21 protein-coding genes and 2 pseudogenes are annotated in these 25,630 nt (G+C 74.7%); 14 read left to right on the forward strand and 9 right to left on the reverse strand.

Translation table 11 applies throughout. The annotated features are described in order from the left end of the window. Window positions 1-46: 46 nt before the first annotated feature. The 5 genes and pseudogenes from H6H00_RS16390 to H6H00_RS16410 all read left to right on the forward strand — a co-directional run bounded on the left by H6H00_RS16390 (window position 47) and on the right by H6H00_RS16410 (window position 3,942). Window positions 47-1,051 carry an XdhC family protein gene (locus H6H00_RS16390; protein ID WP_255425222.1) on the forward strand — a complete coding sequence of 335 codons (1,005 nt, stop codon included), beginning with the start codon at window positions 47-49 and terminating at the stop codon, window positions 1,049-1,051. Next, window positions 1,048-1,728, forward strand: coding sequence for a YdcF family protein (locus H6H00_RS16395; RefSeq protein ID WP_185716636.1), 681 nt, complete (start codon window positions 1,048-1,050; stop codon window positions 1,726-1,728). Before H6H00_RS16390 ends, H6H00_RS16395 begins: the two co-directional genes overlap by 4 nt. 1 nt (window position 1,729) lies before the next feature. Continuing rightward, a complete protein-coding gene (locus H6H00_RS16400) occupies window positions 1,730-2,983 on the forward strand; it encodes a deoxyguanosinetriphosphate triphosphohydrolase (RefSeq protein WP_185716637.1) in 1,254 nt (417 codons plus the stop codon). Window positions 2,984-3,000: 17 nt separating this feature from the next. Beyond that, window positions 3,001-3,195 (forward strand): annotated as a pseudogene (locus H6H00_RS32330) (YccF domain-containing protein); the annotation flags it as partial. Window positions 3,196-3,375: 180 nt separating this feature from the next. Further along, complete coding sequence (locus H6H00_RS16410) at window positions 3,376-3,942, forward strand: carboxymuconolactone decarboxylase family protein (protein WP_185716639.1); 567 nt, start codon at window positions 3,376-3,378, stop codon at window positions 3,940-3,942. Here H6H00_RS16410 and sigJ read toward each other — a convergent pair. The 3 genes from sigJ to H6H00_RS16425 form a co-directional block, all read right to left on the reverse strand. Beyond that, window positions 3,890-4,768, reverse strand: coding sequence for an RNA polymerase sigma factor SigJ (gene sigJ, locus H6H00_RS16415; RefSeq protein WP_221775554.1), 879 nt, complete (start codon window positions 4,766-4,768; stop codon window positions 3,890-3,892). The genes H6H00_RS16410 and sigJ overlap by 53 nt on opposite strands. Beyond that, window positions 4,765-5,481 (reverse strand): HNH endonuclease family protein, encoded by a 717-nt coding sequence (locus H6H00_RS16420; protein ID WP_185716640.1) that lies wholly within the window; start codon window positions 5,479-5,481, stop codon window positions 4,765-4,767. The genes sigJ and H6H00_RS16420 overlap by 4 nt, the downstream gene beginning before the upstream one ends. A 122-nt stretch (window positions 5,482-5,603) precedes the next feature. Continuing rightward, complete coding sequence (locus tag H6H00_RS16425) at window positions 5,604-6,923, reverse strand: DEAD/DEAH box helicase (protein WP_185716641.1); 1,320 nt, start codon at window positions 6,921-6,923, stop codon at window positions 5,604-5,606. On the opposite strand from H6H00_RS16425, the gene H6H00_RS16430 reads away from it, so the two are divergent. Beyond that, the gene (locus tag H6H00_RS16430) at window positions 6,922-7,101 is read left to right on the forward strand and encodes a hypothetical protein (protein ID WP_185716642.1); all 180 of its coding nucleotides are present in this window, start codon (window positions 6,922-6,924) and stop codon (window positions 7,099-7,101) included. The two genes, H6H00_RS16425 and H6H00_RS16430, sit on opposite strands and share 2 nt — an antisense overlap. Before the next feature lie 199 nt (window positions 7,102-7,300). Here the strand turns inward: H6H00_RS16430 and H6H00_RS16435 are convergent, their stop codons facing one another. Continuing rightward, window positions 7,301-8,206: a serine protein kinase RIO gene (locus tag H6H00_RS16435; RefSeq protein WP_185716643.1), complete on the reverse strand. Its 906-nt coding sequence runs from the start codon at window positions 8,204-8,206 to the stop codon at window positions 7,301-7,303. A gap of 206 nt (window positions 8,207-8,412) precedes the next feature. Here H6H00_RS16435 and H6H00_RS16440 point away from each other — a divergent pair, with 206 nt between their 5' ends. Together H6H00_RS16440 and H6H00_RS16445 are read left to right on the forward strand one after the other, a co-directional pair. Then, window positions 8,413-9,330: an NADP-dependent oxidoreductase gene (locus H6H00_RS16440; protein WP_185716644.1), complete on the forward strand. Its 918-nt coding sequence runs from the start codon at window positions 8,413-8,415 to the stop codon at window positions 9,328-9,330. Window positions 9,331-9,386: 56 nt separating this feature from the next. Next, window positions 9,387-9,845, forward strand: coding sequence for an ester cyclase (locus tag H6H00_RS16445; RefSeq protein WP_185716645.1), 459 nt, complete (start codon window positions 9,387-9,389; stop codon window positions 9,843-9,845). 16 nt (window positions 9,846-9,861) lie between these two features. Here H6H00_RS16445 and yaaA read toward each other — a convergent pair whose 3' ends face one another. After that, window positions 9,862-10,611 carry a peroxide stress protein YaaA gene (gene yaaA / locus H6H00_RS16450; RefSeq protein WP_185716646.1) on the reverse strand — a complete coding sequence of 250 codons (750 nt, stop codon included), beginning with the start codon at window positions 10,609-10,611 and terminating at the stop codon, window positions 9,862-9,864. Window positions 10,612-10,789: 178 nt separating this feature from the next. Here yaaA and H6H00_RS16455 point away from each other — a divergent pair, with 178 nt between their 5' ends. After that, a complete protein-coding gene (locus H6H00_RS16455) occupies window positions 10,790-12,082 on the forward strand; it encodes a bifunctional o-acetylhomoserine/o-acetylserine sulfhydrylase (protein WP_185716647.1) in 1,293 nt (430 codons plus the stop codon). Window positions 12,083-12,089: 7 nt separating this feature from the next. Next, window positions 12,090-13,226, forward strand: a complete 1,137-nt coding sequence (metX, locus tag H6H00_RS16460) for a homoserine O-acetyltransferase MetX (protein WP_185716648.1) — start codon at window positions 12,090-12,092, stop codon at window positions 13,224-13,226. 6 nt (window positions 13,227-13,232) lie between these two features. Here metX and H6H00_RS16465 read toward each other — a convergent pair whose 3' ends face one another. Both H6H00_RS16465 and H6H00_RS16470 read right to left on the reverse strand, forming a co-directional pair. Next, window positions 13,233-14,588, reverse strand: coding sequence for a serine/threonine-protein kinase (locus H6H00_RS16465; protein ID WP_185716649.1), 1,356 nt, complete (start codon window positions 14,586-14,588; stop codon window positions 13,233-13,235). Beyond that, complete coding sequence (locus H6H00_RS16470) at window positions 14,585-16,684, reverse strand: protein kinase domain-containing protein (protein ID WP_185716650.1); 2,100 nt, start codon at window positions 16,682-16,684, stop codon at window positions 14,585-14,587. The genes H6H00_RS16465 and H6H00_RS16470 overlap by 4 nt, the downstream gene beginning before the upstream one ends. A gap of 142 nt (window positions 16,685-16,826) precedes the next feature. Between H6H00_RS16470 and H6H00_RS16475 the strand changes: the two genes are divergently transcribed. Beyond that, window positions 16,827-18,572 (forward strand): proline--tRNA ligase, encoded by a 1,746-nt coding sequence (locus H6H00_RS16475; RefSeq protein WP_185716651.1) that lies wholly within the window; start codon window positions 16,827-16,829, stop codon window positions 18,570-18,572. Between the two features lies 1 nt (window position 18,573). Here the strand turns inward: H6H00_RS16475 and H6H00_RS16480 are convergent, their stop codons facing one another. Then, the gene (locus H6H00_RS16480) at window positions 18,574-20,430 is read right to left on the reverse strand and encodes a serine/threonine-protein kinase (RefSeq protein WP_185716652.1); all 1,857 of its coding nucleotides are present in this window, start codon (window positions 20,428-20,430) and stop codon (window positions 18,574-18,576) included. A gap of 205 nt (window positions 20,431-20,635) precedes the next feature. Here H6H00_RS16480 and H6H00_RS16485 point away from each other — a divergent pair, with 205 nt between their 5' ends. From H6H00_RS16485 to H6H00_RS16495, 3 genes are read left to right on the forward strand one after another with little or no spacing between them, the layout of a single operon-like run. After that, complete coding sequence (locus H6H00_RS16485; RefSeq protein ID WP_185716653.1) at window positions 20,636-22,210, forward strand: FAD/NAD(P)-binding protein; 1,575 nt, start codon at window positions 20,636-20,638, stop codon at window positions 22,208-22,210. 9 nt (window positions 22,211-22,219) lie between these two features. Next, window positions 22,220-22,639: a hypothetical protein gene (locus H6H00_RS16490; RefSeq protein WP_185716654.1), complete on the forward strand. Its 420-nt coding sequence runs from the start codon at window positions 22,220-22,222 to the stop codon at window positions 22,637-22,639. A gap of 1 nt (window position 22,640) precedes the next feature. After that, the gene (locus tag H6H00_RS16495; protein WP_185716655.1) at window positions 22,641-24,317 is read left to right on the forward strand and encodes an FHA domain-containing protein; all 1,677 of its coding nucleotides are present in this window, start codon (window positions 22,641-22,643) and stop codon (window positions 24,315-24,317) included. Window positions 24,318-24,633: 316 nt separating this feature from the next. Here the strand turns inward: H6H00_RS16495 and H6H00_RS32845 are convergent. Next, a pseudogene (locus H6H00_RS32845) lies at window positions 24,634-25,602 on the reverse strand (DUF222 domain-containing protein); the annotation flags it as partial. Window positions 25,603-25,630 lie beyond the last annotated feature (28 nt).

Below are 25,630 nucleotides of genomic sequence, written 5' to 3' on the forward strand. Positions count from 1 at the left end.
TGCGGCGCGCCGTGGCGAGCGGCCGGTTGTGGCTACGCTGGTCGGCGTGACCGCTTCCCTGCGTGACCTCGGCTCGTCCCTGCGTCGCCTCGCCGGCTCGGGGGTCGGCGTGGTCCGGGTGCTCGACCGCCACGGCTTCGGCACCGTCGAGAGCGGACAGATGGTCGTCGGCACGGCCGCGGGCGAGAGCGCGGGCGTGCTCTACCGCGGGGCGCTCGACGACTCCGCGCTGCCGCTGGTCGCCGCCTCGGCCGACGGCCCGCAGACCCGCGAGGCGCACGTCGCCGAGTCCGCCGCGATCGACGCCGGGCTGGCCTGCGCGGGCGGCGCCACGCTGCTGGGGCACCCGCTGCCCGTCGGGCACGCCGAGGTGCTCGGGGCCGCGCTGGAGAACGGTGAGCCCGCGGCACTGGTCTCCACCGCCGACGGCGCCACCGCGATCGTGCTCACCGGACCCGAGCTGACGACCGTCACCGGCGCCCTGGGCTCCGACGCGCTCGACGAGTCGGCCGCCACCGCCGCCCGCACCCTGCTGCGCCGCGGCGCCACCGTCACCGAGCAGATCCCCACCGAGGCCGGCGACCTGCTGCTCGACCTGTGGGTCCCGGTGCCGTCGGTGCTGGTCGTGGGCGCCGGGGCGATCGGCGACGCGCTCGCCGCGCAGGCCGCGCTGCTGGGCTGGACGTCGCGGTCGGAGTCCGACCTCGACGCCACCGTCGCCGCGGTCGAGGCCTTCACCGCGGCCGACGTCCTCGTGCTGCTCGACCACGACCCTGCCTTCGACGCCGCGCTGCTCGCCGGCCTGCGCCACGGCCGCGGCTTCCTCGGCGCACTGGGCTCGCGGCGCACGCAGGCGGCGCGCCGCGAGCGGCTGCTCGCCTCGGGCGTCACCGAGGAGGAGCTGGCCGCGGTGCACGGTCCCGTCGGCCTCGACATCGGCGCCCGCACCCCCGCCGAGACGGCCGTGTCGATCGTCGCGCAGGTCGTCGCGGCCCGGGCCGGCCGGGGCGGTACCGCGCTCGCCGCGTCCCCGGGCCGGATCGGCGCATGAGCGTCCCCGGCCCCGAGGCGCCGACGGTCCGCCTGGGCCGCCCGGAGCGCCGGCGCGTGGGCTGGTTCTCCCGGCTCGTGGCCGGGGCGCTGCTGCTGGCCGTGCTCATCGTCGGGGGCACGGCGTTCCGGGTGTGGCAGGTGGCGCGCGTCGACGACCGCCGCGCCGTCGACGCCGTGATCGTGCTCGGGGCCGCCCAGTACGACGGCGAGCCCAGCTCGATCTTCTCCTGGCGGCTGCGGCACGCGCAGGTGCTCTACGAGGAGGGCGTCGCTCCGCTCATCGTCACCACCGGCGGGTCCGCCGAGGGCGACGAGTTCACCGAGGCCGCGGCCGGGCGGGCCTACCTGATCGACCGCGGCGTCCCGGCGTCGGCGATCGTCGCGGTGGGGGAGGGCTCCGACACCCTGGGCAGCCTGGAGGCGGTGGCCGACCGCGCCGAGGCCGACGGCTGGAGCAGCGCGCTCGTCGTCAGCGACCCGTGGCACTCGCTGCGCGCCCGCACGATGGCCCGTGACGCCGGGCTCGACGCCTGGAGCTCGCCCACCCGCAGCGGACCCGCGGTGCAGACCCGCGAGACGCAGTTCCGCTACATCCTGCGCGAGACCGCGGCGCTGCTGTTCTACCGGCTGACGCACGCCTCGGTCGACACCGGCTCGGACTCCGGCCTCGGCTGACTTGTACACGGACCACGACCGCGAACGCCGGCTCCCCGAGCCGCCCAAGACCGGCAGCGAGCGCCGCACGCCGTTCTCCCGGGACCGCGCCCGCGTGCTGCACTCCGCCGCGCTGCGCCGCCTGGCCGGGAAGACGCAGGTCGTGGGGCCGGGGGAGGGCGCCGAGATCAGCGGGGTGCCGCGCACCCGCCTCACGCACTCCCTGGAGGTCGCGCAGATCGGGCGGGGGATCGCCGAGGAGCTGGGCTGCGACCCCGACGTCGTCGACACCGCCGGGCTCGCCCACGACATCGGGCACCCGCCGTTCGGGCACAACGGCGAGGTCGCGCTCGACGCGTGGGGCGCGTCCTGCGGCGGGTTCGAGGGCAACGCGCAGACGCTGCGGATCCTCACCCGGCTCGAACCCAAGATCGACCACGGCGACGTCTCGGCCGGGCTCAACCTCACCCGGGCCACGCTCGACGCGTCGGCGAAGTACCCGTGGGAGCGCCGCCCCGGATCCCCCAAGTACGGCGCCTACGCCGACGACGCCGCGGTGCTCGCCTGGGTGCGCGAGGGCGCGCCCGACGGGCGGCGCAGCATCGAGGCGCAGGTCATGGACTGGTCCGACGACGTCGCCTACTCGGTCCACGACGTCGAGGACGGGATCCTGTCCGGCCGCATCGACCTCGCGGCGCTCGGCTCGGCGCACGAGCGCTCGGCGCTGGGGGTCACCGCCGTCACGGTGTTCGGCGCCGACGCCGACGCCCTTGAGGAGGCCGGGGACGTGCTGCTCGCCCTGCCCGTCGTCGATGCGGTGCGCGGGTTCACCCCGGCCACGGCGACCTCGTCGGCGCACATCGCGCTGAAGCGGCTCACCAGCATCCTCGTCGGGCGGTTCGTCCTCGCCGCCGTCGACGCCACCCGTGCGGCGCACGGCGACGGCCCGCTCGTCCGCTACGCCGCCGACCTCGTCGTTCCGCCGCACGCGGCCGCGGAGGTGGCGCTGCTCAAGTCGGTGGCCCTGCGCTACGTGATGAGCGACCCGCAGCGCCTGGTGATGCAGACGGGCCAGCGCGCGCTGCTCGCCGAGCTGGCCGACGCCCTGCTCGCCGGGGCCCCCGCCACGCTCGACCCGGTGTTCGCCGAGGACTGGGCGGCGGCCCCGGACGACGCCGCCCGCCGGCGCGTCGTCGTCGACCAGGTGGCGGTGCTCACCGACCAGCAGGCGTACGCGCGGCACGCGGCGCTCGTCGCGGAGCACTCCCCTCGGTAACGGGCATGGTGGACATCGTGCGCACCCTCGGAAACGTCCTGTGGTTCCTGCTCGCCGGCTGGTGGCCGGCGATCCTCCACGCCGTCGCCGGGGTGATCGCCTGCGTGCTGGTCGTCACGATCCCGTTCGGCATCGCGTCGTTCCGGCTCGCCGGGTACGCGCTGTGGCCCTTCGGCCGCCGCGTCGAGGTGCACCGCGGGGCCGGCCTCGCGCTCGTCCCGCTGGGCACCCGGGTCGTCGACGCCGACCGCGCCGACGTCCCCGGGTACCGGGTGGCCGCCTGAGCCGGGCCGCGGGATCCGCCGGCCGGCGGATCCGCTGTGATCCGCGTCATCCTCCGTCACGTCCCGGTGCCCGTCCCCGTCCGACGGGTACCGACGAAGGAGGTCGACATGGGACGGATTCCCGCGGTGTCCGAGGGTGACGCCGGAGTGCTCGGGCGGCTGGTCTACCGGGTCGCACGACGGCGGTTCGGGGCGGTGCCCGAGCCGGTCGCGGTCGCGCGGCACCACCGCGGCCTGTTCTGGGCGGGGCTGGTGTCGGAGCTGGCCTACGAGCGGGCCGCGCGCGTGCTGCCGGTGCGGCTGCGCGACCTGGCCGTGTACCGGGTGGCGACGGTGGTCGGCTGCTCGTGGTGCGTCGACTTCGGCACGATGCTGCAGCGCCTGGAGGGCCTCGACGTCGAGCGGCTGCGGCACGTCGACGACTACGCCACCCACCCGCTGTTCACCGCCGACGAGCGGCTGGCGCTGGCCTACGCCGACGCCGTGACGGCGCTGCCGACGACCGTCACCGACGACCAGGTGGCCGCGCTGGAGGCGGCGCTGGGCCGGGCCGGGCTGATCGAGCTGACGCACGCGATCGCGCTGGAGAACATGCGGGCGCGCAGCAACCACGCGCTCGGGATCACCGACCAGGGGTTCGACGCGGCGTGCGCCGTGCGATCTTCGCGGGGTTGAGCACCCCGTAGACGCCGACGACCCGCCCGCCGTCGACCGAGAGGACGGTGACGGCGGCCGGGTCCCCGGTGACCAGCCCGAGCTCGCCGTTGACGGACACGACCTCGCCGCGGAGCATCCCCGGCCCGTAGCGGGCCAGCAGGCCGAGCAGCAGCCGCGCGACCTTGTCGGCACCGTGCACGGGGCGGCGGGCGGCGGCCACCTCGCCGCCGCCGTCGTTGACGAGCACGACGTCCGGGTGCAGCACCGCCAGCAGCGCGGGGAGATCGGCCCGGGCCATCGCGTCGGCGAACGCGGCCAGCACCTCCTGCTGCTCCCCGGTGCGCGCCCGCGCCGGGGCCGGGGTGCCCTCGACGATCCTCCGGGCGCGGGCCGCGTGCTGGCGGGCCGTCGCCTCCGGGCAGTCCAGCACCCCGGCGATCTCGCCGTAGGGCAGGGCCAGCGCCTCGTGCAGCACGAACGCCACCCGCTGCGGGGCGGTGAGGCGCTCCAGCACCACCATCGCCGCCATCCGCACGTCCTCGTGCCGGACGACGGCGAGCAGCGGGTCGTCCGGGTCGTCGCCGGTGACGATCGGCTCGGGCAGCCACGGCCCCGCGTAGCGCTCGCGGCGGGCGGCGGACGAGCGCAGCCGGTCCAGGCACAGCCGCCCGACGACCGTCGTCAGCCAGGCCCGCAGGTCGTCCGGCGCGGTCTGCCGGGCGGCGTAGCGCAGCCAGGCCTCCTGCACGGCGTCCTCCGCGTCGGCGAGCCGGCCGGTGATCCGGTAGCCCGCCCGCAGCAGGTGGGGCCGGTGCTCCTCGAACGCTGCGGGATCCGCGATCACCGGGCCAGCGTAGAGACCGGCAGCGGCTCGCCGGGGCAGTCCTCGAGCACCCGGGCGATCGCCTCGGACTCCGCCGCGGTGACCCACAGCCCGTAGGTCGCCTTCACCGCCACCTGCCGCGCGACGTACGCGCACCGGTAGCCCCGCGACGGCGGCAGCCAGGTCGCCGCGTCGCCGTCGCCCTTGGAGCCGTTGGTCGGGCCGTCGACGGCGAGCAGGTTGAGCGGGTCGTTGGCGAGCAGCTCGCGGGTGTCCTCGTCGAGCTGCTGCGCACCGGTCTGCCAGGCGTTCGACAGCGCGACGACGTGGTCGATCTGGACGTCCGCGCTGGTCGCCTCGCCGCGCAGGAACGGCACCCCGTCACCGGTGTAGGGATCGAGCAGGGCGCCGGAGAGGACCACGCAGTCGCGGGTGCCCGGCTTGAACTCCACGGAGGTCAGGTCGCGGGCCAGTACCTGGTTGCGCTGGTCGCAGCCGTCGCGGTCGACGTCGGCCCAGCGCTGGCCGAACTGCTCGCGCTCGTAGCCGGTCTTCGGGGCCCGCCCCTTCACCGGCAGGGCGGCGAGCGCGGTGGCGGCGTCCCCGGTCGGGGCGGGGGCGGAGGTGGAGGGCAGGGTCGGGAAGTCGTACTCGGAGAGGTCGGGGAGCTCGAACCCGGCACACCCGGAGAGCAGCAGGACGGACAGGAGAACGGGGAGCAGGGACCGGCGCACCGGACCCAGGATGGCGGATCCGGCATCCCGGGCCCCGGCGCCGCGCCGTCCGTTCGGCGCACGCACGACGACGGCGCGGCACCCCCGTCCGGGGATGCCGCGCCGTCGTGGTCGAACGTGGGTCAGGCGGCCGAGCGCCGTCCGCCCGAACGCGGGCGACCGGCGGCACCGCTGCGCCCGCCGGAGCCGCGCGGGGCACCGGCGCCGCCGGCCCCGCCGCGCGAGCGGCGGCCGTTGCCGCGGGGCTGCTGCGCCGGCTTCGGCGGCTCGATGATCGGCACCCCGGACGGGATGCGCGCACCGGTCACCTCGGCCAGCGCGGCGTCGCCGGGGGCGACGTCGGTGTGCGTGGCCTTCACGCCGGCGAGCCGGGTGAGCCGCTCGACGTCGCGGCGCTCCTGCGGCGTGACCATCGTGACGACGACACCGGAGTCCCCGGCCCGGGCGGTGCGACCCGCGCGGTGCAGGTAGTCCTTCGGGTCCGCCGGCGGGTCGACGTGCACGACGAGCGACACGTCGTCGACGTGGATGCCGCGGGCGGCGACGTCGGTGGCGACCAGCACGGGCGTCTGCCCGTCCTTGAAGTCGGCGATCGCGCGGTTGCGGGCGTTCTGCGCCTTGCCGCCGTGCAGCGCTCCGGCGTTGATGCCGTCGCGGCGCAGCGTCTTGACCAGCCGGTCGACGCCGTGCTTGGTGCGCACGAACAGGATGGTGCGCCCGTCGCGGGCCGCGATCTCGGTGATCACGCGCGGCTTGGTGGACAGGTCCACGTGCAGCACGTGGTGGTCCATCGTCTCCACCTGCGCGGTGGAGGAGGCGATCGACCGCGTCACCGGGTCGGTCAGGTACTGGCGCACCAGGGTGCCGACCTCGCCGTCGAGCGTGGCGGAGAACAGCAGCCGCTGGCCGTCGGCCGGGGTGAGGTCGAGGATCTTGCGGACCTGCGGCAGGAAGCCCATGTCGGCCATGCGGTCGGCCTCGTCGATCGCGGTGATCTCGACGCCGGACAGGTCGCAGGTGCGCTGCGTGGTGTGGTCGGTGAGCCGGCCCGGGGTGGCGACCAGCAGGTCGATGCCGCGGTTGAGCTCGGCGACCTGCCGGTTGAACGACATCCCGCCGACGACCGAGGTGGTGGTGAGCCCGAGCGCCCTGGCGAACGGGGTGAGCGCATCGACGACCTGCGTCGCCAGCTCACGGGTGGGCACCAGGACCAGGCCGCGCGGGCGACGGGCCTGCGAGCGGCCACCGGCGAGCCGGGACAGCAGCGCGAGGCCGAAGGCCAGCGTCTTGCCGGAGCCGGTCTGGCCGCGGCCGAGCAGGTCGCGCCCGGCGATGGTGTCCGGCAGCGTGGCGGCCTGGATCGGGAACGGCTCGGTGAAGCCCTCCGCGGCCAGGGCCTTGACGACCGGCTCGGGCAGGCCGAGCTGGGCGAACGTGGGCATGCCGGACTCCGGCACGGTCCACAGCACCTCGGGCGGGGCCGGGGTGCTCGGCGCGGTGGGGCGCGCCGGTCCGCGGGAGCGGCCCGACGTGGGACGCCCGCCGCCACCGGAGCGGCGCGGGCGCGAGCTCGCCGACGAGAAGTTCGCACGGCGAGAAGAACTGGGGGAAGACAAGTAGGAAAACCTCCGGGACGTGGCACGTCAGCACGGAGAGGCAGCGCCGAGATGGCGGCGGCTGAGATCTCGAGGGACGAGCCCGGGCGCAGACGTTGCGCCCTGAATGGGTACTGCGGGTGCGCCCTGGTGGGGACGGCCGGAAGAGACGGGCCGGGCGCTCGTGATCGAGTCTAGCCGCCCGGCCCGCCGACCTCCGACCGCTACGCCTGTGACGTTCCCATCCCGAGCGCGACGAGCAGCTCCGGCAGCAGCGTGTCGGGCTGTCCGACCTCGGGCGGCAGCCCCTTCGCGGTGAACCACTCGCCGATCCGCCGCACGTCGCGGGCCAGGAAGTCGGGCCCCTGCGGGTTGCCCACGACGTCCACGACCTGCGGCAGGTCGATCAGCACGAGCCGCCCGCGGTGGACGAGGACGTTGTAGGCGGACAGGTCGCCGTGGGTCAGGCCGTGGCGGGCCAGCCCGAGCAGCGCGTCGACGAGCTGGTGCCACAGATCACAGAGCTCGTCCGGGTCGGGGCGGCACTGCGCGAGCCGCGGGGCGGCGGTGCCGTCCGGGTCGCCCACGAACTCCATGAGCAGCTCCGTGCCCGCGCACTGCACCGGGTAGGGGACGGCGACGCCGTTGCTCCACAGCAGCGACAGCGCGGCGAACTCCGCCCCCGCCCACTGCGCGGCGAGCAGGTCGCGGCCGAACGCGGTGCGCCCGGCCATCGCGCGGGTCTCCCGCGAGCGCCGGACGCGCCGGCCCTCCAGGTAGCCCGCGTCGCGGTGGAACATGCGGTGCTCGGCGGTGCGGTAGCGCTTGACCGCCATGACCGCACGACGGTCGGTGCCGGGCACCGCGCGTTCCAGCAGCCCGACGTCGGCCTCCTTGCCGGACTTGAGCGCGCCGAGCTCGGTGTCGACCGCGGCGTGCTCGGTGACCACCCAGCGCGGCACCGGGTCGGGGCCGTGCTCGGCGCCGTCCCATGTGGACCAGCGGTCGCCGTCGGGCGGGCCGTCGATCTCGGCGCCGGCCCGCTCGTCGAACGCGGAGGGGTCGGTGCGGTGCCGGGGACGGGGTTCGTCGTCGTCGAAACGGCGGCGCTTGCGGATGGGCTCGTACAACGGGGGTCTCCTCGAGAGGGCGCCCCGGCGCGAGTCAGCGCGGGGCGGGGATCGGACGGGCGCGCAGCACGTCCGGGACGGTCGTGGACATCACGCACACCTCCTCACCTCTCGGGTCGCGCACAGCGTCGCGCACCCGCCGGCCCGCGCACCACCGATTAACCGGCGGAGCGGTTGGGACGGCGCGGGACCGGGCACGCTCGGGCATGAAGGCATATGTGTTCACGCAGTACGGCGGCCCCGAGAACCAGGAGATCCAGGAGCTCCCGACCCCCGAGCCGGGCCCGTCGGAGGTGCGCATCGCGGTGCGCGCGGCCGGGGTGAACCCGGTCGACTGGAAGATCCGCCAGGGGCACATGCGCGAGTTCCTGCCCCGCGACATGCCCGCGGTGCTCGGCTCCGAGGCGGCGGGCGTCGTGGAGGCCGTCGGGCAGGACGTCGACGGGTTCGCCGTCGGCGACGAGGTGTTCGGCAGCACCGCGTCGAACTCGGGCGCCTACGCGGAGCAGGCGCTGCTCAGCGCGGCCGCGACGGCGCGGAAGCCCGCGGGGCTGCCGTTCGCCAGCGCCGCCGTGCTCCCGGTGGCCGGGGCCACCGCGTACGACGGCATCACCCAGCTGGAGCTGGACGCCGGTGCGACGCTGCTGATCAACGGCATCGGCGGGGGAGTCGGGGTGGTGGCGGCCCAGCTCGCCCGCGACCGCGAGATCACCGTCGTCGGCACGGCGTCGGAGGACAAGCGTGAGCTCGTCGAGTCCCTCGGCGCGATCCTCGTGCCCTCCGGCGACGGCGTGGCCGAGCGCGTGCGGCAGATCCTGCCCGACGGCGTCGACGCGATCCTCGACCTGGTGGGCGGCGACTCGCTGCGCGCGGTCGCCGACCTGTGCGCCGACCGCTCGCGGATCGTCACCGCGGCCGACCCGGGCACCGCGGAGGAGGTCGGCGGCGTGCCGATCGAGCGCGACCGCACCTCCACCGTCCTCGACGCCGTGGTGGCGCTCGTGGCGCAGGGCAAGATCGACCCGCACGTCAACGAGACGTTCCCCCTCGACGACGCGGGCTCCGCGCTCGCCTCCGTCGAGGCCGGGCACGCCCGCGGCAAGGTCGTGCTGGAGATCGGCTGATGTGAGTGATCTCCGGTCGGGGTGTGGGCCCGGGGGCCGCCCGGGTACGCGGCGGTATGTCGAAAGAGCAGAACGTCGCCACGCAGGAGAAGGCCGCTGCACACATCAACGCCGGCGAGATCGACGCCGCGATGGACACCCTGTTCGCGATCGACGCAGTCGACCACGACCCCGCTCCGGGGCAGGGTCCGGGACGGGAGGGCTTCCGCGGCTTCTTCCGGACCCTGACCACGGGGTTCCCGGACGCCCACCTCGAGCCGCAGACGATGGTCGTCGACGACGACAGCGTCGCGTTCGCCTACACCCTCACCGGCACGCACCGGGGTGAGTTCAACGGCGTCGCGGCGACCGGGAAGCGCATCGAGGTCCGTGGCCTCCAGATCGGGCGCTTCGTCGACGGGCAGATCGTGGAGCGGTGGGGCGCCACCGACGAGGCGGGCATCATGCAGCAGATTGGTGCCGCCCCGGGAGCGGACGAGGGCCTGGTGGACAAGCTCAAGAGCGCGTTCAACTGACCCCGGCGTCCGGGTCTCAGGCCGGCACGACCACGTGCAGCGCCGAGGGACCCGGGCGTTCGACGCGCATCCCGGCGCGGCGGGCGATCGTCGCCACCGCGGCCGCGTCGGCGGGCTCCGCGCGGGTGCCGGCGAGCAGCCGGGCCAGCCGCCCCTTGTGCGCCTTGTTGAAGTGGCTGATCACCGTGCGCGTCCCGTCCGGGCGCTCGGCGAGCACGTCGACGTCGACCGCGCCCGGCACGCGTGCGAGCGCGGCGTAGGAGCCCGAGCGCAGGTCGACGACCAGCTCGCCGTCGGCGACGGCGCGCAGCACCGGTTCCAGCAGCGGCCGCCACGCGGCGGCCAGGGTGCCGCGGCCGGGCAGCGCCGACCCGGCGGAGAGCCGGTAGGCCGGGATCGGGTCGTCGGCGCGCACGAGCCCGAACAGCGCCGAGCCGACGGCGAGGCGCTCGCGGGCCCGCCCGGCCGCGGCCCCGCGCAGCGAGCGCATGTCGAGCGCGTCGTAGAGGACGCCGGTGTAGCGGCGCAGCGCCGGCATCGTGGGGGCGGTCCGCAGCGCGGCGTTGCGCGCGATCTCGTCGTCCTGCTTCGGGGACAGGCCCAGCGCCGAGCGGGAGGCGTCCACATCGGAGGCGAGGGCGACCAGCGCGTCGACGAGGTCGGTGCGCAGCGGGTCGAGCTCCCGGTGGCTCAGGGCCGCCACGTCCAGCGGGGGGCCGTCGCCCCCGTCGATCTTGGTCTCCGACGGGGGGAGCAGCACGAGCACGACCCGAACGGTAGCCGGAGGGGTCGTTGTGCCCTGGTTGCGACCCCGTTACGGTCAGCGTCGTGACCCCCCTCGTGACCCGCCGGCATGTGGACTACATGCGCGTCACGAGCGCGGCCTGTCGACCCGGCCGCTGACCGACGCCGCACGCCCTTCCTCTCGTTCTCTGGAGACACGCATGTCCGAATCCTGGTCCTTCGAGACCAAGCAGGTCCACGCCGGTGCCGCCCCCGATCCCACGACGGGCGCGCGGGCCACCCCGATCTACCAGACCACCGCCTACCAGTTCCGCGACACCGACCACGCCGCCGCGCTGTTCGGGCTGGCCGAGTTCGGCAACATCTACACGCGGATCATGAACCCGACGCAGGACGTGCTGGAGCAGCGGATCGCCGCGCTCGAGGGCGGTGCGGCGGCCGTCGCCACGGCGTCCGGCCAGTCGGCCACCACGCTGGCGATCCTCAACATCGCCGAGTCCGGCGACCACATCGTCTCCAGCGCCGCGCTCTACGGCGGCACCTACAACCTGTTCCACTACACGCTGCCCAAGCTCGGCATCGAGGTCTCCTTCGTCGACCCCGACGACCTCGACGGCTGGCGCGGCGCCGTCCGGGAGAACACCAAGCTGTTCTTCGGCGAGACCGTGGGCAACCCGCGCAACAACGTGCTCGACATCCGCGCCGTCGCCGACGTCGCCCACGAGCTGGGCCTGCCCCTGCTCGTCGACAACACGGTGCCCACGCCGTTCCTGCTGCGCCCGATCGAGCACGGCGCCGACATCGTGATCCACTCGGCCACCAAGTTCCTCGGCGGGCACGGCACCGCGATCGGCGGCGTCGTCGTCGACTCGGGGACGTTCCCGTGGACCGAGCACTCCGAGCGCTTCCCCGGCCTCACCACGCCCGACCCCAGCTACCACGGCGCCGTGTTCACCGACGCCGTCGGCCCGATCGCCTACGCCATCAAGCTGCGCGTGCAGCTGCTGCGCGACATCGGCCCGGCCATCGCGCCGCTGAACAGCTTCCTGATCATCCAGGGCATCGAGACGCTGTCGCTGCGCATGGAGCGCCACACGTCCAACGCGCAGGCGCTGGCCGAGTGGCTGGAGGCGCGTGACGAGGTCGAGACCGTGTACTACGCGGGCCTGCCGTCGAGCCCGTTCCACGCCGCCGCGCAGAAGTACCTGCCGCGCGGTGCGGGCGCGATCGTGGCGTTCGACATCGTCGGGGGCGTCGAGGCGGGCAAGAGGTTCGTCGACGCGCTCGAGCTGCACAGCCACCTCGCCAACATCGGCGACGTGCGCAGCCTGGTGATCCACCCGGCCAGCACCACCCACAGCCAGCTCACCCCCGAGGAGCAGGCCGCCACCGGCGTGACCCCGGGCCTCGTCCGCCTGTCGGTGGGCCTGGAGCACGTCGAGGACCTCAAGGCCGACCTCGACGCGGGCTTCCGCGCGGCGAAGGGCGCATGATCGACGGGTGACGACGACTCTCGACCCCTCTCCCGCCACCGGTGCGTGGCGGGAGGGGGATCCCCCCGGCCGGCGCCGCTGGACCGCGCCCTTCCCGCTCCGCGTCGAGTCCGGCGCGGAGCTGCCGGACGTCCGGCTCGCCTACGAGACGTGGGGCGAGCTCGACGCCGACCGGTCCAACGCGGTGCTCGTGCTGCACGCCCTCACCGGCGACAGCCACCTCACCGGCCCGGCCGGTCCGGGGCACCCGACGCCCGGGTGGTGGGACACCCTCGTCGGTCCCGGGCGCCCGCTCGACCCGCAGCGGTGGTTCGTCGTCGCCCCCAACGTCCTGGGCGGCTGCCAGGGCAGCACGGGGCCGTCCACGACGTCCCCGGACGGGCGGCCGTGGGGGAGCCGGTTCCCGGTGCTGACCCCGCGCGACTCCGTGGCCGCGGAGACCGTGCTGGCCGACGAGCTGGGCGTCGGGGAGTGGGCGTGCGTGGTCGGCGGCTCGATGGGGGCGATGCGCGCGCTGGAGTGGGCCGCGACCGAGCCCGACCGCGTCCGGCGCCTCGGCCTGCTCGCCGGGCCCGCCGCGACCTCGGCCGACCAGATCGGGTGGGCGGCACCGCAGATCGCGGCGATCCGGGCCGACCCGGGCTGGCGCGGGGGCGACTTCTACGACGCCGCCCCCGGCGAGGGCCCGCACCTCGGCCTGGGCATCGCCCGGCGGATCGCGCACCTGAGCTACCGCAGCGGGTTCGAGCTGGCGGAGCGCTTCGGCCGGGACCCGCAGGACGGTGAGGACCCCTGGCGCGGCGGCCGCTACGCGGTGGAGAGCTACCTCGACCACCACGCGGCCAAGCTCGTCCGCCGCTTCGACGCCGGGTCCTACGTGCGGCTGACCGAGATGATGAACGCCCACGACGTCGGCCGCGGCCGCGGTGGCGTCGCTGCGGGGCTGGCCCGGGTCCGGGCGACGACGATGGTCGGCGGGGTCAGCTCCGACCGGCTCTACCCGCCCGCGCAGCAGGCCGAGCTGGCCGACGGGATCCCGGGCTCCGGCCCGGCCCGGATCATCGAGTCCCCCTACGGCCACGACGGGTTCCTCATCGAGGCCGACGCCGTCGGGGCGATGATCGCGGAGCTGCTGGAGACCTGACGGGGTTCAGCGCGCCCCGGCGAGCGCGACCACCACGGTGGCCGCGATGAGCAGCGCGGCCAGCACCGCGAGCAGGACGATCCACCGCCGCTCGTCGCGCGGGCCACCGGGCGCGGCCGGCGCCGGACGGGGGTTGCCGGTCGCCGGGGGCGCGTCGGTCGGGGGCGGGGCGAACGTCGTGACGGGCCCGGGTGCGGCGGGCCGCGAGGGCCGGTCGGGCACCGGCATCCGCTCGGTCCGCGGTTCCGCCGCGGGGGCGTCGACCGGGGTCGTGGGCGCCTCCTCGTCCGGGGTGTCCCCGTCCGCGGTGTCCCCGTCCCCCTCCGCCGTGTCCGCTCCGGCCTCGTCGACCGGTACCTCGGACGTCGCGACCGCGGTGCCGCTCTCCGCGGTGCGGCTCTCCGTGTCGTCGGCCTCCGTGTCGTCGGCCTCCGGGGGGTCGGTCCCCGGGTCGTCCGCGTCGTCGGGGACGGACAGGTCCGGGGCGGTGGGAGCGGGCGCGGTGGGCGCGGGTGCCGGGAGCGGCGCCGCGTCCAGGGCAGCGACGAGCTCGTCGGCGAAGTCGCGGGCGGTGTCCGGTCGGGCGTCCGGGTCCTTGGCCAGCACCCGGGCCAGCACCGCGTCGACGGCGGGGGAGAGCTCCGGGCGGTGCGTCGACGGGGGCAGCGGGTCCTCCCGGACGTGCGCGAGGAGCACCGCGAGCTCGTGGTCGCGCTCGAACGGGAGGTGGCCGGTCAGGCACTGGTAGACCAGGCCGCCGAACGCGTAGACGTCGGTCCGGCGGTCCAGCGGCCGGCCCGCGATCTGCTCGGGCGCGATGAAGTCGACCGAGCCCAGCACCTGCCCGGTCGCGGTCAGCGGCGGTCCGGCGGTGGCGCGCTTGGTGATCCCGAAGTCGCTGAGGTAGTAGTGGTCGCCGCCCCGGGGGCCGGTGGAGAACAGCACGTTGGCCGGCTTGATGTCGCGGTGCACCAGCCCGGCGTCGTGGGCGACCCCGAGCGCCCCCGCGAGCTGGTCGACCAGCACCCGCAGCCGGTCGTGGTGCAGCGGTTCGCCCGCCGCGAGCAGGTCGCGCAGGTCCCCCTGCTCGACGAAGCGCATGACGAGGAACAGCAGGCCGTCGGCCTCGCCGGCGTCGTAGACGGGGACGATGTGCGGGTGCTCCAGCTCCGCGACGATCTGGGACTCGCGCGCGAACCGGGTGCGGAAGGTCGGGGTGGACGCGAACTCGGGGTCGAGGACCTTCAGGGCGACGCGCCGGTGCAGGTGCAAGTGCTCGGCGAGGTAGACCGTGCTCATCCCGCCGCGACCGATCCGCCGGATCACGCGGTAGCCGGCGATCCGCGTCGGGTCGGGACTCACGTCGCGGCGGTGTCGAGGACCATGATCTCCCCGGCGTTGAGCAGCGACACATAGGCCCGGGACCCGTCGGGCAGCACCGAGATGCTCGACGGCCCGTCGCCCGTCGGGATGGTGGCGGAGACGGTGTTGGTGGCGGCGTTGACGACCGTCACGGTGTCGTCGTCGACGTTGGCGGTGTAGAAGAACCGGCCGTCGGGCGAGTACGCGATGTCCTGCGGCTTCAGGCCGACCGGCACGGTCGCCACCACGGTGGAGGTCGCGGTGTCGATCACCGACACCTCGTTGCTGTCGTAGTTGACGACGGACAGGCGGGTGCCGTCCGGGGACACGGCGATGCTGTGCGGGGAGACCCCGACCGGGATCTCCGCGGTGATCGCGCTGGTGGCGGTGTCGATCACGGACACGACGCCGGACTCGTGGTTGGCGGTGTAGAACACGCGCCCGTCGCGCCCGAAGGCCACCCAGTGCGGGTTGGGGGCCACGTCGATCTCCTGGCGGACCGACCCCGCGGCGAGGTCGATCACGTCGACGCGGCCGTCGTCGTGGCTCGGGACGTAGAGCAGGCTCCCGTCCGGGTTCGTCGACGAGGCGAACGGCCGCTTCCCGACGGGCACGGTCTCGACGATCGCGTTGGTCGCGGTGTCGAGCACGGAGACGAAGTTGATCGTGAAGTCGTCGTTGTAGATGCTCAGGTAGGCCTGCGAGCCGTCGGGGGAGAACGACACGAACCGGGGCGGCCCGGCCGGGACCGGGATCGTCGCGGTGATGCTGTTGATGGTCGTGTCGAACACGGTCACGACGCCCGCGTTGCGGTTGCAGATGTAGGCGAACCGGCCGTTGGGCGTCACGTGGACGTAGCCGGGGGTGGTGCCGCCGGGGAACGTGCCGAGCACCGACGGGATCGCGACGGCGGGCAGGATCTCCGCCGCCTCGACCGGGGGCACCGGCGCGGCCACGGGGCCGGCGTCCGTCGCCGCGGCGGACCCGGGGCCGAAGACCCGGACCACCGTGAGGACCAGCGCGACCAGCGACACCACGACGAGCGCGCTCAGGCCGATCAGCAGGGGGCTGCGGCGCGGGCGGGCGGGGGCGGGGTCGTCGACGGGCAGCGGCTGGGAGGACCGGTGCCGCCCGTCGGCGGAGGCGAGCCCCAGCGACTCCACGGGCAGCATCCGGCCGGGCCCCGACGGGGCGGGTGCCGCCTCCCGGACGGTCGGCGCGGCGGTCGGGGCGGGCGGACGCGGGTGCACGACGGTGGCCGCCTCGCCCGTGGCCCCCGCCGCGACGGCCGCGCGGGCCGCGGCGGCGAACTCGCCCGCCGAGGCGAACCGGTCGTCGGGCCGCTTGGCCATGCCCCGGGCGACGACCTCGTCGAGCGCGGGCAGGACGGTCCGGCTGACCGTGCTGGGCAGCGGCGGATCGGTGAACAGGTGGGCGTACATCAGCGCGGGCAGGTCCTCGCCGCTGAACGGCCGGGTCGCGGTGAGGCACTCGTAGAGCAGGCAGGCCAGCGAGTAGACGTCCGCGCGGCAGTCGACCGGCTGGTTGGAGAAGCGCTCGGGCGCCATGTAGTCGAGCGTGCCGATGGTCGCCCCGGTCATCGTCAGCGAGGTGCGGGCCGTCCCGATGGACCGGGCGATCCCGAAGTCGACGACGTAGACGAAGTCGTTCGCCGTGACGAGCACGTTGGACGGCTTGACGTCGCGGTGCACCAGCCCGTCGGCGTGCGCGGCGTCGAGGGCCTCGGCGATCTGCCCGATGAGGTGCACCGCGCGGGTCGGGGGGAGCGCCCCGTCCTCGGCGAGGATCTGGCCGATGTCGCGGCCGTCGACCAGGCGCATGTCGATGAACAGCCGCCCGTCGATCTCGCCGAAGTCGTGGATCGGGATCACGTGCGGCTCGCGCAGCCGGGCGGCGACGTGGGACTCCCGGCGGAACCGGCGCGTGTACTCCGCGTCGCCGGAGAACAGCTCCGGGAGCAGCTTGAGCGCCACCTCGCGGTCCCGGCGGGTGTCGTGGGCGCGGTACACCTCGCCCATCCCGCCGGACCCGAGGAGGTCCTGCACGACGTACTGGCCGAACTGTCGGGTGGTCATCGGCGCTCCGCACTCGGGCTGGTCGCTGTCCGTTCGCTGTGTCGCGCGTGCGAGGGGAAAGGTTACGGCGGCGCGGCCCCCGGTGGGTCAAGGCGAGATACCGGAACGACGGGACCGGGGGAGCGTCGCTACGCTGCTCCGGGTGCTGACCAGGATGTCGTCGTTGTTCCTCCGGACCCTGCGCGATGACCCCGCCGACGCGGAGGTACCGAGCCACAAGCTGCTCGTCCGCGCCGGCTACGTGCGCCGCGTCGCCCCGGGGATCTACACCTGGCTGCCGCTGGGGCTGAAGGTGCTGCGTGCGGTCGAGCAGATCGTGCGCGAGGAGATGGACGCCATCGGCGCCCAGGAGATCCAGCTGCCCGCGCTGCTGCCCCGCGAGCCCTACGAGGCCACCGGCCGCTGGACCGAGTACGGCCCGAACCTGTTCCGGCTCAAGGACCGGCGGGGCAACGACTACCTCCTCGGCCCCACGCACGAGGAGCTGTTCACGCAGGTCGTGAAGGGCGAGTACTCCTCCTACAAGGACTACCCGGTCACGCTGTACCAGATCCAGAACAAGTACCGCGACGAGGCGCGGCCCCGGGCGGGCATCCTGCGCGGGCGCGAGTTCCTCATGAAGGACTCCTACTCCTTCGACCTCGCCGACGAGGGCCTGTCGGCGTCCTACGCCGCGCACCGCGCCGCGTACGTGAAGATCTTCGACCGGCTCGGGCTGGAGTACGTCGTCGTCGCGGCGACGTCCGGGGCGATGGGCGGGTCGGCGTCGGAGGAGTTCCTGGCCGTCGCGCCCACCGGCGAGGACACGTTCGTCCAGAGCCCGGGCGGCTACGCGGCCAACGTCGAGGCCGTCACCACGACGGCGCCCCCGGAGATCCCGCTCGACGGGCTGCCCGAGGCGCAGGCGCACCACACCCCGAACACCCCGACGATCGAGTCGCTCGTCGACTTCCTCAACGGCGCCGGGCTGGGCCGCACCTTCACCGCGGCCGACACCCTGAAGAACGTGCTGGTCAAGACGCGCAACCCCGGTGAGCAGGAGTGGACGCTGCTCGGCGTCGGCGTGCCCGGCGACCGCGAGGTCGACATGAAGCGGCTGGAGGCCGCGCTGGAGCCCGCTGAGGTGGTGCTGCTCACCGACACCGACTTCGCGAGGAACGACTTCCTCGTGAAGGGCTACATCGGCCCGGTGGCGCTGGCCGCCAACGGGGTGCGCTACCTCGTCGACCCCCGCGTCGTCACCGGCACCGCGTGGGTCACCGGCGCCGACAAGGCCGACCACCACGTCGTCGACCTCGTCGCGGGCCGCGACTTCACCCCCGACGGCACGATCGAGGCCGCCGAGGTCCGCGAGGGCGACCCGGCCCCCGACGGCTCCGGGCCGCTCTCCGCCGCCCGCGGCATCGAGATCGGGCACGTGTTCCAGCTCGGCCGCAAGTACGCCGACGCCGCGCAGCTCGACGCGCTGGGCCCGGACTCCAAGCCCGTCCGCATCACGATGGGGTCCTACGGCATCGGCGTCTCGCGGCTCGTCGCGGTGATCGCCGAGCAGAACCACGACGACTCGGGCCTGTTGTGGCCGGCCGCCGTCTCGCCGTACGACGTGCACGTCGTCGTCGCGGGCAAGACCGAGGAGATCGCCACCGGCGGGGCCGCGCTGGCCGCCGACCTGGAGGCCGCCGGGCTGCGCGTGCTGCTCGACGACCGCAAGGCCTCACCGGGCGTCAAGTTCGCCGACGCGGAGCTGGTCGGCGTGCCGACGATCGTGGTCGCCGGTCGCGGGCTGGCGAACGGCGTGATCGAGGTCAAGGACCGCCGCAGCGGCGAGCGCGTCGAGATCGCGCTGGCCGACGCGGTCGCCCACCTGACGGGGCGGGCGACCGCCTAGCTCAGCGTTCGGCGACGAAGTCGACCGTGTTCCACCAGGCGTAGAGCGCGGCGGCGTCGGCCGAGCTCTGCGCCACGTAACCGATGGCCAGCGCGGCCTCGTCGGTCCAGAGCAGGTACGCGGTGCCCGTGTCGGCGTCGGTGAAGCAGGCCACCTGCCCGCCGAGCGCCCCGCTCTGCCGGGAGAAGACCGCGCGGTTGGACGCGCCGGCCGCGTTGCACTGCTCGATCGTGCCGGTCTCGCCCGGGATCCCCTCGACGTCGGCCAGGCTGGTGAACGTCGAGTCCATCTCCTCCACCGAGGCGTACCGGGCGAAGGTGGCGCTGGTCGGCCCGGTGCCGGAGGTGGGCGGGCCGGCGCACACGACGAACGCGGTCGTGCCCTCGAGCTGGTCGGGCTCGCAGTTGGCGGCGGAGTAGCCGGCCGGCAGCTCGGACAGGAGCAGCGTCGTCTCCGGGGTCGACGGGGCCGTCGTCGGGGCGACGGTCGTCGGCGGGACGGTGGTCGGCGGCGCCGCGACCGTCGAGGGCGGGGTGGGGGTGGTGCCGCTGCCGTTGCCCGTCGTCACGAAGAACACGATCGCGCCGCCGATCAGGGCCAGCGCGGCGACCACGGAGATCGCGATGAGGGCCGTGCGGTCCTTCTTCGGCGGGGGCTGATGCTGCGGGTAGGACGGGTACGACGGGTTCGACGGGTGCTGGCCGCCGCCCCAGTTCGGCTGCCCGTACGCGGTCTGCTGGCCGTACCCCGGCTGGCCGTACCCCTCCTGGCCGTACCCCTGCTGGCCGTACGCGGGCTGCTGCCCGTACGCCGGCTGGGCGCCGTACGCGGGCTGCTGGGCGCCCCACGGGTTGCTCGGGTTCGACGGGCTCGAGGGGTATTGCGGGTTCGACGGGTTCGAGGGCGCGTTCCACGTGGGCGGGATGACGGCGGTGGCCGGCTTGACCAGGTCGGGCCGGGACCCGCCGCCGAAGGCCACCGTGGCCCCCGAGGTGTTCGGGTCGGTGCCCCAGCCGCCGATCTCGGCGCGGGCCGCCGCGGCGAGCGCGCCCGCGCTGGCCGGGCGCTGCGCGGGGTCCTTGGCCATGCCCTGGGCGACGACCTTGTCGAGCCCGCTGGGCAGGTCCGGCCGGGTCGTGCTGGGGCGCGGCGGCGGGGCGTTGAGGTGGGCGTTCATCAGCGTCGCCATGTCGCCCTCGAAGGGCGGGCGCCCGGTGAGCGACTGGTGCAGCACGCAGGCCAGCGCGTAGACGTCGGCCTTCGGGTCGCCCTCGACACCGGCGAAGCGCTCGGGCGCGATGTAGGCCAGCGAGCCGGGCATCGTGCCCGCGCGGGTCAGCGCCGGGTCCTCGCCGACACCCTCCTGGGCCCGGGCGATGCCGAAGTCGAACAGGTAGGCGAACACCTCGCGGTCGACGGTCGGGCCGTGCACGCCCGCGAGCAGGACGTTGGACGGCTTGACGTCGCGGTGCACCAGCCCCTCGGCGTGCGCGGCGTCCAGCGCGGCGGCGATCTGCGAGACCACCGACACCGCGGCGACCGGCGGCATCGGGCCGTGCGTCTTGAGCCAGGTGGCGAGGTCGGTGCCCTCGACGAGGCGCATGTCCAGGTACAGCCGGCCATCGATCTCGCCGAAGCGGTGGATCGGGACGATGTGCGGCTCGCGCAGCCGGGCCGCCGAGCGGCACTCGCGCCGGAACCGCTCCTGGTACTCCTGGTCCTCCGCCAGGTGGGGCGGCAGCACCTTGAGCGCGACGGTGCGGTCGGTGTCGGTGTCGTGGGCGCGGTACACCTCGCCCATGCCGCCCCGCCCGAGGAGCTCCTCGATCCGGTACGGCCCGAACGTCGAGTCCAGCACGTCGATCTCCCCATCCTCTGCCGGTCCGTCCGGCCGACCATAGACCCGCGTCGATCGTCGATCATGTCGCCGGCGCTGTCGCGGGTGCTACCACTCCGGTGCACCGAATGGGTAACACCCGTTGTCGGGACCGGTCCCCGTGACGGCAGGATGTGATCCGCTCGTCGGCCGGGGCGGTCGGCGGGTCGACGAGGGGGAGCGGGCGATGCGCGAGGACACGATCCGGCTGCCCGGTCCGGCCGTCGCGGCGGACCCGGCACCGGAGGCGGTGCGGCCCGGTGACCTCACCCCGGAGCTGATCGCCACCGACTGGTGGTCCGACGACGCCGTCGCGCGGGCCGGGATCCCGGTCGTCGACGTGCCGTTCGTGTCCGTCGGCGGCGGCATCGGGTCCTTCGTGACGGTCGACTACCTGCGGATCTGCGGCGTCCCGACGTCCGCGATCCGGGTGCTCACGCAGCTGGAGAGCCCGTGGGAGAGCTACGAGTACCTCACGCGCGTCTCCCAGATCCCGCGCGGTGAGCGGCTGCGCAGCGACTCCGCGTCGTGCCCGGACAACATCTGGGGCTTCCCCAGCTACGCGGTGCGCGAGGCGCTCGCCACGAAGTCGCCGAGGCCGCTGTGGAACGTGCTCGTCGAGCCGATCCTCGCCGACTACTACACGCCCAAGGCCGGTCAGGCCTTCGAGTCGATGGAGCGCGAGCACGACCGCATCGACTACGCCTCGATGGTGGCGAAGGGGCAGGTCCGGATGGTGCGCCGGCGCATCGGCGGCGGCTACTTCACGATCCTCACCCCGGCCGAGGGCACCAGCCCGACGCGGCGCGTGGCCTACCGCAGCCGGTACGTGCACGTCGCCGTCGGCTACCCGGGCCTGAAGTTCCTGCCCGACCTCATGGAGTACCGCGAGCGCCACCGCGACTACGGCAGCGTCGTCAACGCCTACGAGCCGCACGAGCAGATCTACCAGCGGCTGCACGCCGCCCCGGGCACCGTGCTGGTGCGCGGCGGCGGGATCGTCGCGTCGCGGGTGCTGCAGCGGCTGATCGACGACCGCGACGCCCGCGGCCTGCAGACGCAGATCCTGCACGTGTTCCGCACGTTCGTGACCAAGGCGCACGGCCCGCACGTCTGGATGCGCCGCCGCGGCGGTGACGGCTGGGCCTACCAGGGCTTCAACTACCCGAAGTCGGTGTGGGGCGGGCAGCTCAAGGCGCGCGTGCGCAAGCTGGAGGGCCAGGACCGGGCCGACCTCTACAAGCAGTTCGGCGGCACCAACACCCCGATCCGCCGCAACTGGCGCGAGCAGCAGGGCCGCGGCCGTCGCGAGCGCTGGTACCACGCGTTCCAGGGCGAGATCACCGGTCTGACGCCGGGGCCGTCCGGCACCGTCCAGGTCGCCCTGTCGACCCAGCAGGGGCCGCAGAACGTGCAGGTCACCGCCGTCATCGACTGCACGGGTCTGGAGGCCGACATCCGTGAGCACCGCGTACTGGCCGACCTGCTCGACCACGGCGGCGCCGGCCGCAACCCGCTGGGCCGACTCGACGTCGAGCGGTCCTTCGAGGTCCGCGGCACGCGCAGCGAGCCGGGCCGGATGTACGCCTCCGGCAGCGCCACCAACGGCGGCTACTTCCCGGGCGTCGACACGTTCCTGGGCCTGCAGATCGCGGCGCAGGAGATCGCCGACGACCTCGAGGGGCTCGGTTTCTGCGCCCGGCTCGGTCCCGTCCGCTCCACCCGGCAGTGGTGGCAGTGGGCCCGCGGCCGGAAGATCTGAGGGGCCGTCGTGCTGCCCACGCTGAACGGTCGCATCCAGACCCGTGTGCTCGTCCTGCTCGTCGTCGGCGGGCTGTGGACGCTGGTGATCAGCCCGCTGGTCGGCCAGCCCTACGCGGTCACCTACGTCGTGCTGCTCGCCGTGATCGTGCTCGGCGTCGGCTGGGAGCTGCTCTACCACCTGATCCAGCAGTTCCGCTGGGAGAAGGACTGGCCGACGCTGTTCGGCCTGCTCACGGCGATCAACGAGGGTGCGCTGCTGTGGCTGCTGATCTCCCTGCACGCCGTGCCCGGGTTGCCGCGCGAGGTGCCGTTCGGGGCGTTCCTCGGGCAGTTCCTCACCACGTGGATCATCGTGTGGATCGTGGTGAACGGACCGATGCGCGTCCCGTTCGTCCACTGGCGGTTCCGGGGCGGGAGGCTGATCTGACGTGAACGCCGCCGTCGACGGCGGGCGCGCCGTCGTGCTGGTGGGCGACGGCCTGGTCGCCCGCTTCCCGGGGATCCTCTGCGTCGCCCGCTGCCCGGAGCCCGAGCCGCTGGCCCGCCTGCTCGCGCACTGCCGCGCCGTGGCCGGTCCCGAGCCCGGCCGCGCCCTCGCCCGCCGCCTCGCCGGGTGGCTCGGCGGCCCCGACGCCCCGCCCGACTCCCTCGTCTTCGGCACGGTCGCGGGGGCCGGGGAGTCGTGCGCGGTGTTCCTGTCCGGCGGGGTCGGCGCACAGGTCGGCGACGTGGTGCTGTCCGGGGCGGACGCCGCCGCCTGGACCGACCGGCTCGTCCCGCCCGGCCCACTGCGCCTCGCGCTCGACGGGGCCGGCGCCGCACCCGCCCCGCACGCGGTGCTGCTCGACCTGCGCCAGGGCGTCGTCGGGGGTGGGGGAGTGGAGCTGCTCACCGCCGCCGCCCCGGCCCCCGCCCCCGCGCCGCCCCACAACATCAACGCCCACCCCACCCTGATCGGGATGGAGGCGGTGGACGCGGGCACCGACCCGGAGGTGCGGAAGGTGCCCGCCGCCGCTCCCCCCGCGACCGAGCCCCGTGGTGGCCCGTCCGCCGGCGCGCGGCCCGCCACCGCGCCCGGTGCCCCGCCTCCCGCCGCCCTGCCTGCCACCGCGCCCTTGGGGGCGGCGTCCTCCGGTGCTCCGTCTGCGACAGGGCCCGCCACCGCCCCGTCCGCCGAACCGCCTGCCGCCGGGTCGTTCCGCGCCGACGCATCGCCCGCGTCGGCGCCCGACGCACCACCCGCCGCGGCGCCGTCCCCGGACGGGCCGTCCCCCACCGTGCCGGCCGCCGCCGGTGCGGAGGAGTCGTCCCCGCGCCCCTCGTGGCCGCCCCCCGCCGTCGAGCTCGGGAAGGGGGCCGCCGGTCCCCGGTCGGCCGCTGCGCCGTCGGCCCCGGGCCCCGCCGACCCGGCCGACAGGTCGGGCGACCGTGGCGCAGCGGGTCCGGAGGACCGGGACGGCGCCGGCCGGTCGTCCCGAGCGCGGCCCGCGCCCCGTCGCGCCGAAGCGATCCTCGGCGTGGAGCCCGCGGAACCGCCGCGCCCGCCCCTGGAGGCGGGTGAGCCGGTCGGCACCGGCACCCGGTCGCTGTCGGGCGGGCCGGCCACCGCGGCCCCCACCGGGCCGAAGCCGGGTGAGGCGCGCGGCCACCTGTGCTCGCGCGGGCACCTCAACGACCCCCGCTCGCACTTCTGCGTGCTGTGCGGGATCCGGATGAACGAGCGCACCGGCGTCCTGGTCATCGGCTCGCGCCCCCCGCTCGGCCTGCTCGTGTTCGACGACGGCGCCACCTACACCGTCGACGCCGAGTACCTGGTGGGCCGCATGCCGGAGTCCGACGACCGCGTCCGTTCCGGCGCGCTGCGCTCGATCGTCGTCGAGGACCGTTCCGGTGCCGTGTCCCGCGTGCACGCCGAGGTGCGCGTCGACAACTGGGACGTCGTCCTCGTCGACTCCGGTTCGCGCAACGGCACGTTCGTCGCCTCCCCGGGTGATCCGGCCTGGACCCCGCTCCCGCCCGGCCGGTCCCGCCGGCTGGAGCCGGGCATGCGGGTACGGCTGGGTGGCCGCACGTTCGTCTTTGAGTCGCCGTCCGGGGTGCGCTGAGCCTCCACGCGACGAGGTGGGCGGGCGGATTCCGGCGCGGGGTCTGTGCCGGGTCGATCCATCGTGGTGGGACGAACTCCGGTAGTCCGTCGCGGATCCGGACGGTCCAGTCGGTGTGGTGGATCTGGCGGTGGTGGGCTTTGCAGAGCATGACCAGGTTGTTGAGTTCGGTGGGTCCTTCGTGTCCCCAGTGGTCGACGTGGTGGATGTCGCACCAGGACGGTGGTCGGTCGCAGCCGGGGTGGGCGCAGCCGCGGTCTCTGACGGTGATGGCTTTGCGGAGCCCGTCGGGGATGGTGCGCTTCTCCCGGCCCACGTCCAGTGGTTGGCTGTCGCCGTTCATGACGATGGGGACGACGCCGGCGTCGCAGGCCAGGGTGCGCAGCGTGGCGGGGGTGATGGTGCCGCCGAACTCCAGCATCGCCCCGCGCGCTCGGTCCTCGAGGTCCTCGAGTCGGATGATCACGGTGAGGTGGGGGCGGCGGCCGCCGGTCTCGGGGAGGTCGTCGCCGTGGTCGAGGACGTACCCGCAGACGTCGGCGAGCGCTTCGGCCTGTCGCTGGGCCGCGGTCCGGTCGTCGTCGGCGGTCAACGGCCTGGCCTTGGCGTCGATGACCGCGGCGATGGCGTCGTAGAGGGCGGGGTCTTCGAACCGGCCCTTGATCGACCCGCCTGCGCCGCCGCGGTGGCGGGTCAGGCGGAGCTCGTTGGCCGGGGGCGGGGTGTCGTCGGGCTCCGGCCCGTCCTGGTCCAGTCGGTCGATCAGCAGGGTGCCGAAGCTGAGCAGTTGTCCGGGCTTGGCCTGCTGGGCGTAGTCGGCGAGCTGTGCCTCGGCGCCGGTCCACTCCGCGGTGCTGAGCCGTTCGGCAGCCCGGGTGCCCAGGACGCGGTGGATGACTTCGACGTGTCGCCACCCGATCGTTCCTTCGCCGAGGGCGGCGGCGGTGGCGGGCATCCGCGCGGGGAGTTGTTCCCCGCTGAGAGTGGTGCGTCCGTGGACGTCGGTGGCCGCGGAGGTGAAGGACCGGGCCTGCCGCTGGTCCCAGGCCAGCAGGTCTGACAGTGCGGCCGCGGTGTTCGGATAGCCGCGGGACAGGAAGGTGCCCCGGTCGTCGAGAACGGCCACCGCGGCGCTGGAGATGGCCTCGACCCGCCGCGTGACGCCTTCGCAGAGGGTCAGTAGGGAGATGAGGTCGTTCTCGGAGGCGTGGGTGGTGGCGGCGGCGAGGTCGTCGAGTGCGGCAGCGAGGTGCTGGTGCGCGTCTTGGAGGGTGTCGCCGGCCATGACCTGATTGTACTAGAACATGCGTTCG

Source organism: Pseudonocardia petroleophila (assembly GCF_014235185.1).
In the GTDB taxonomy this organism is placed as follows: domain Bacteria; phylum Actinomycetota; class Actinomycetes; order Mycobacteriales; family Pseudonocardiaceae; genus Pseudonocardia; species Pseudonocardia petroleophila.

Coding starts and splice junctions, on each gene's coding strand:
- H6H00_RS16395 (WP_185716636.1), top strand. CDS start 1,048: ATGAGCGTCCCCGGCCCCGAGGCGCCGACGGTCCGCCTGGGCCGCCCG.
- H6H00_RS16410 (WP_185716639.1), top strand. CDS start 3,376: ATGGGACGGATTCCCGCGGTGTCCGAGGGTGACGCCGGAGTGCTCGGG.
- H6H00_RS16455 (WP_185716647.1), top strand. CDS start 10,790: ATGTCCGAATCCTGGTCCTTCGAGACCAAGCAGGTCCACGCCGGTGCC.
- H6H00_RS16440 (WP_185716644.1), top strand. CDS start 8,413: ATGAAGGCATATGTGTTCACGCAGTACGGCGGCCCCGAGAACCAGGAG.
- H6H00_RS16430 (WP_185716642.1), top strand. CDS start 6,922: ATGCCGGACTCCGGCACGGTCCACAGCACCTCGGGCGGGGCCGGGGTG.
- H6H00_RS16425 (WP_185716641.1), bottom strand. CDS start 6,923: ATGCCCACGTTCGCCCAGCTCGGCCTGCCCGAGCCGGTCGTCAAGGCC.
- H6H00_RS16485 (WP_185716653.1), top strand. CDS start 20,636: ATGCGCGAGGACACGATCCGGCTGCCCGGTCCGGCCGTCGCGGCGGAC.
- H6H00_RS16470 (WP_185716650.1), bottom strand. CDS start 16,684: ATGACCACCCGACAGTTCGGCCAGTACGTCGTGCAGGACCTCCTCGGG.
- H6H00_RS16445 (WP_185716645.1), top strand. CDS start 9,387: ATGTCGAAAGAGCAGAACGTCGCCACGCAGGAGAAGGCCGCTGCACAC.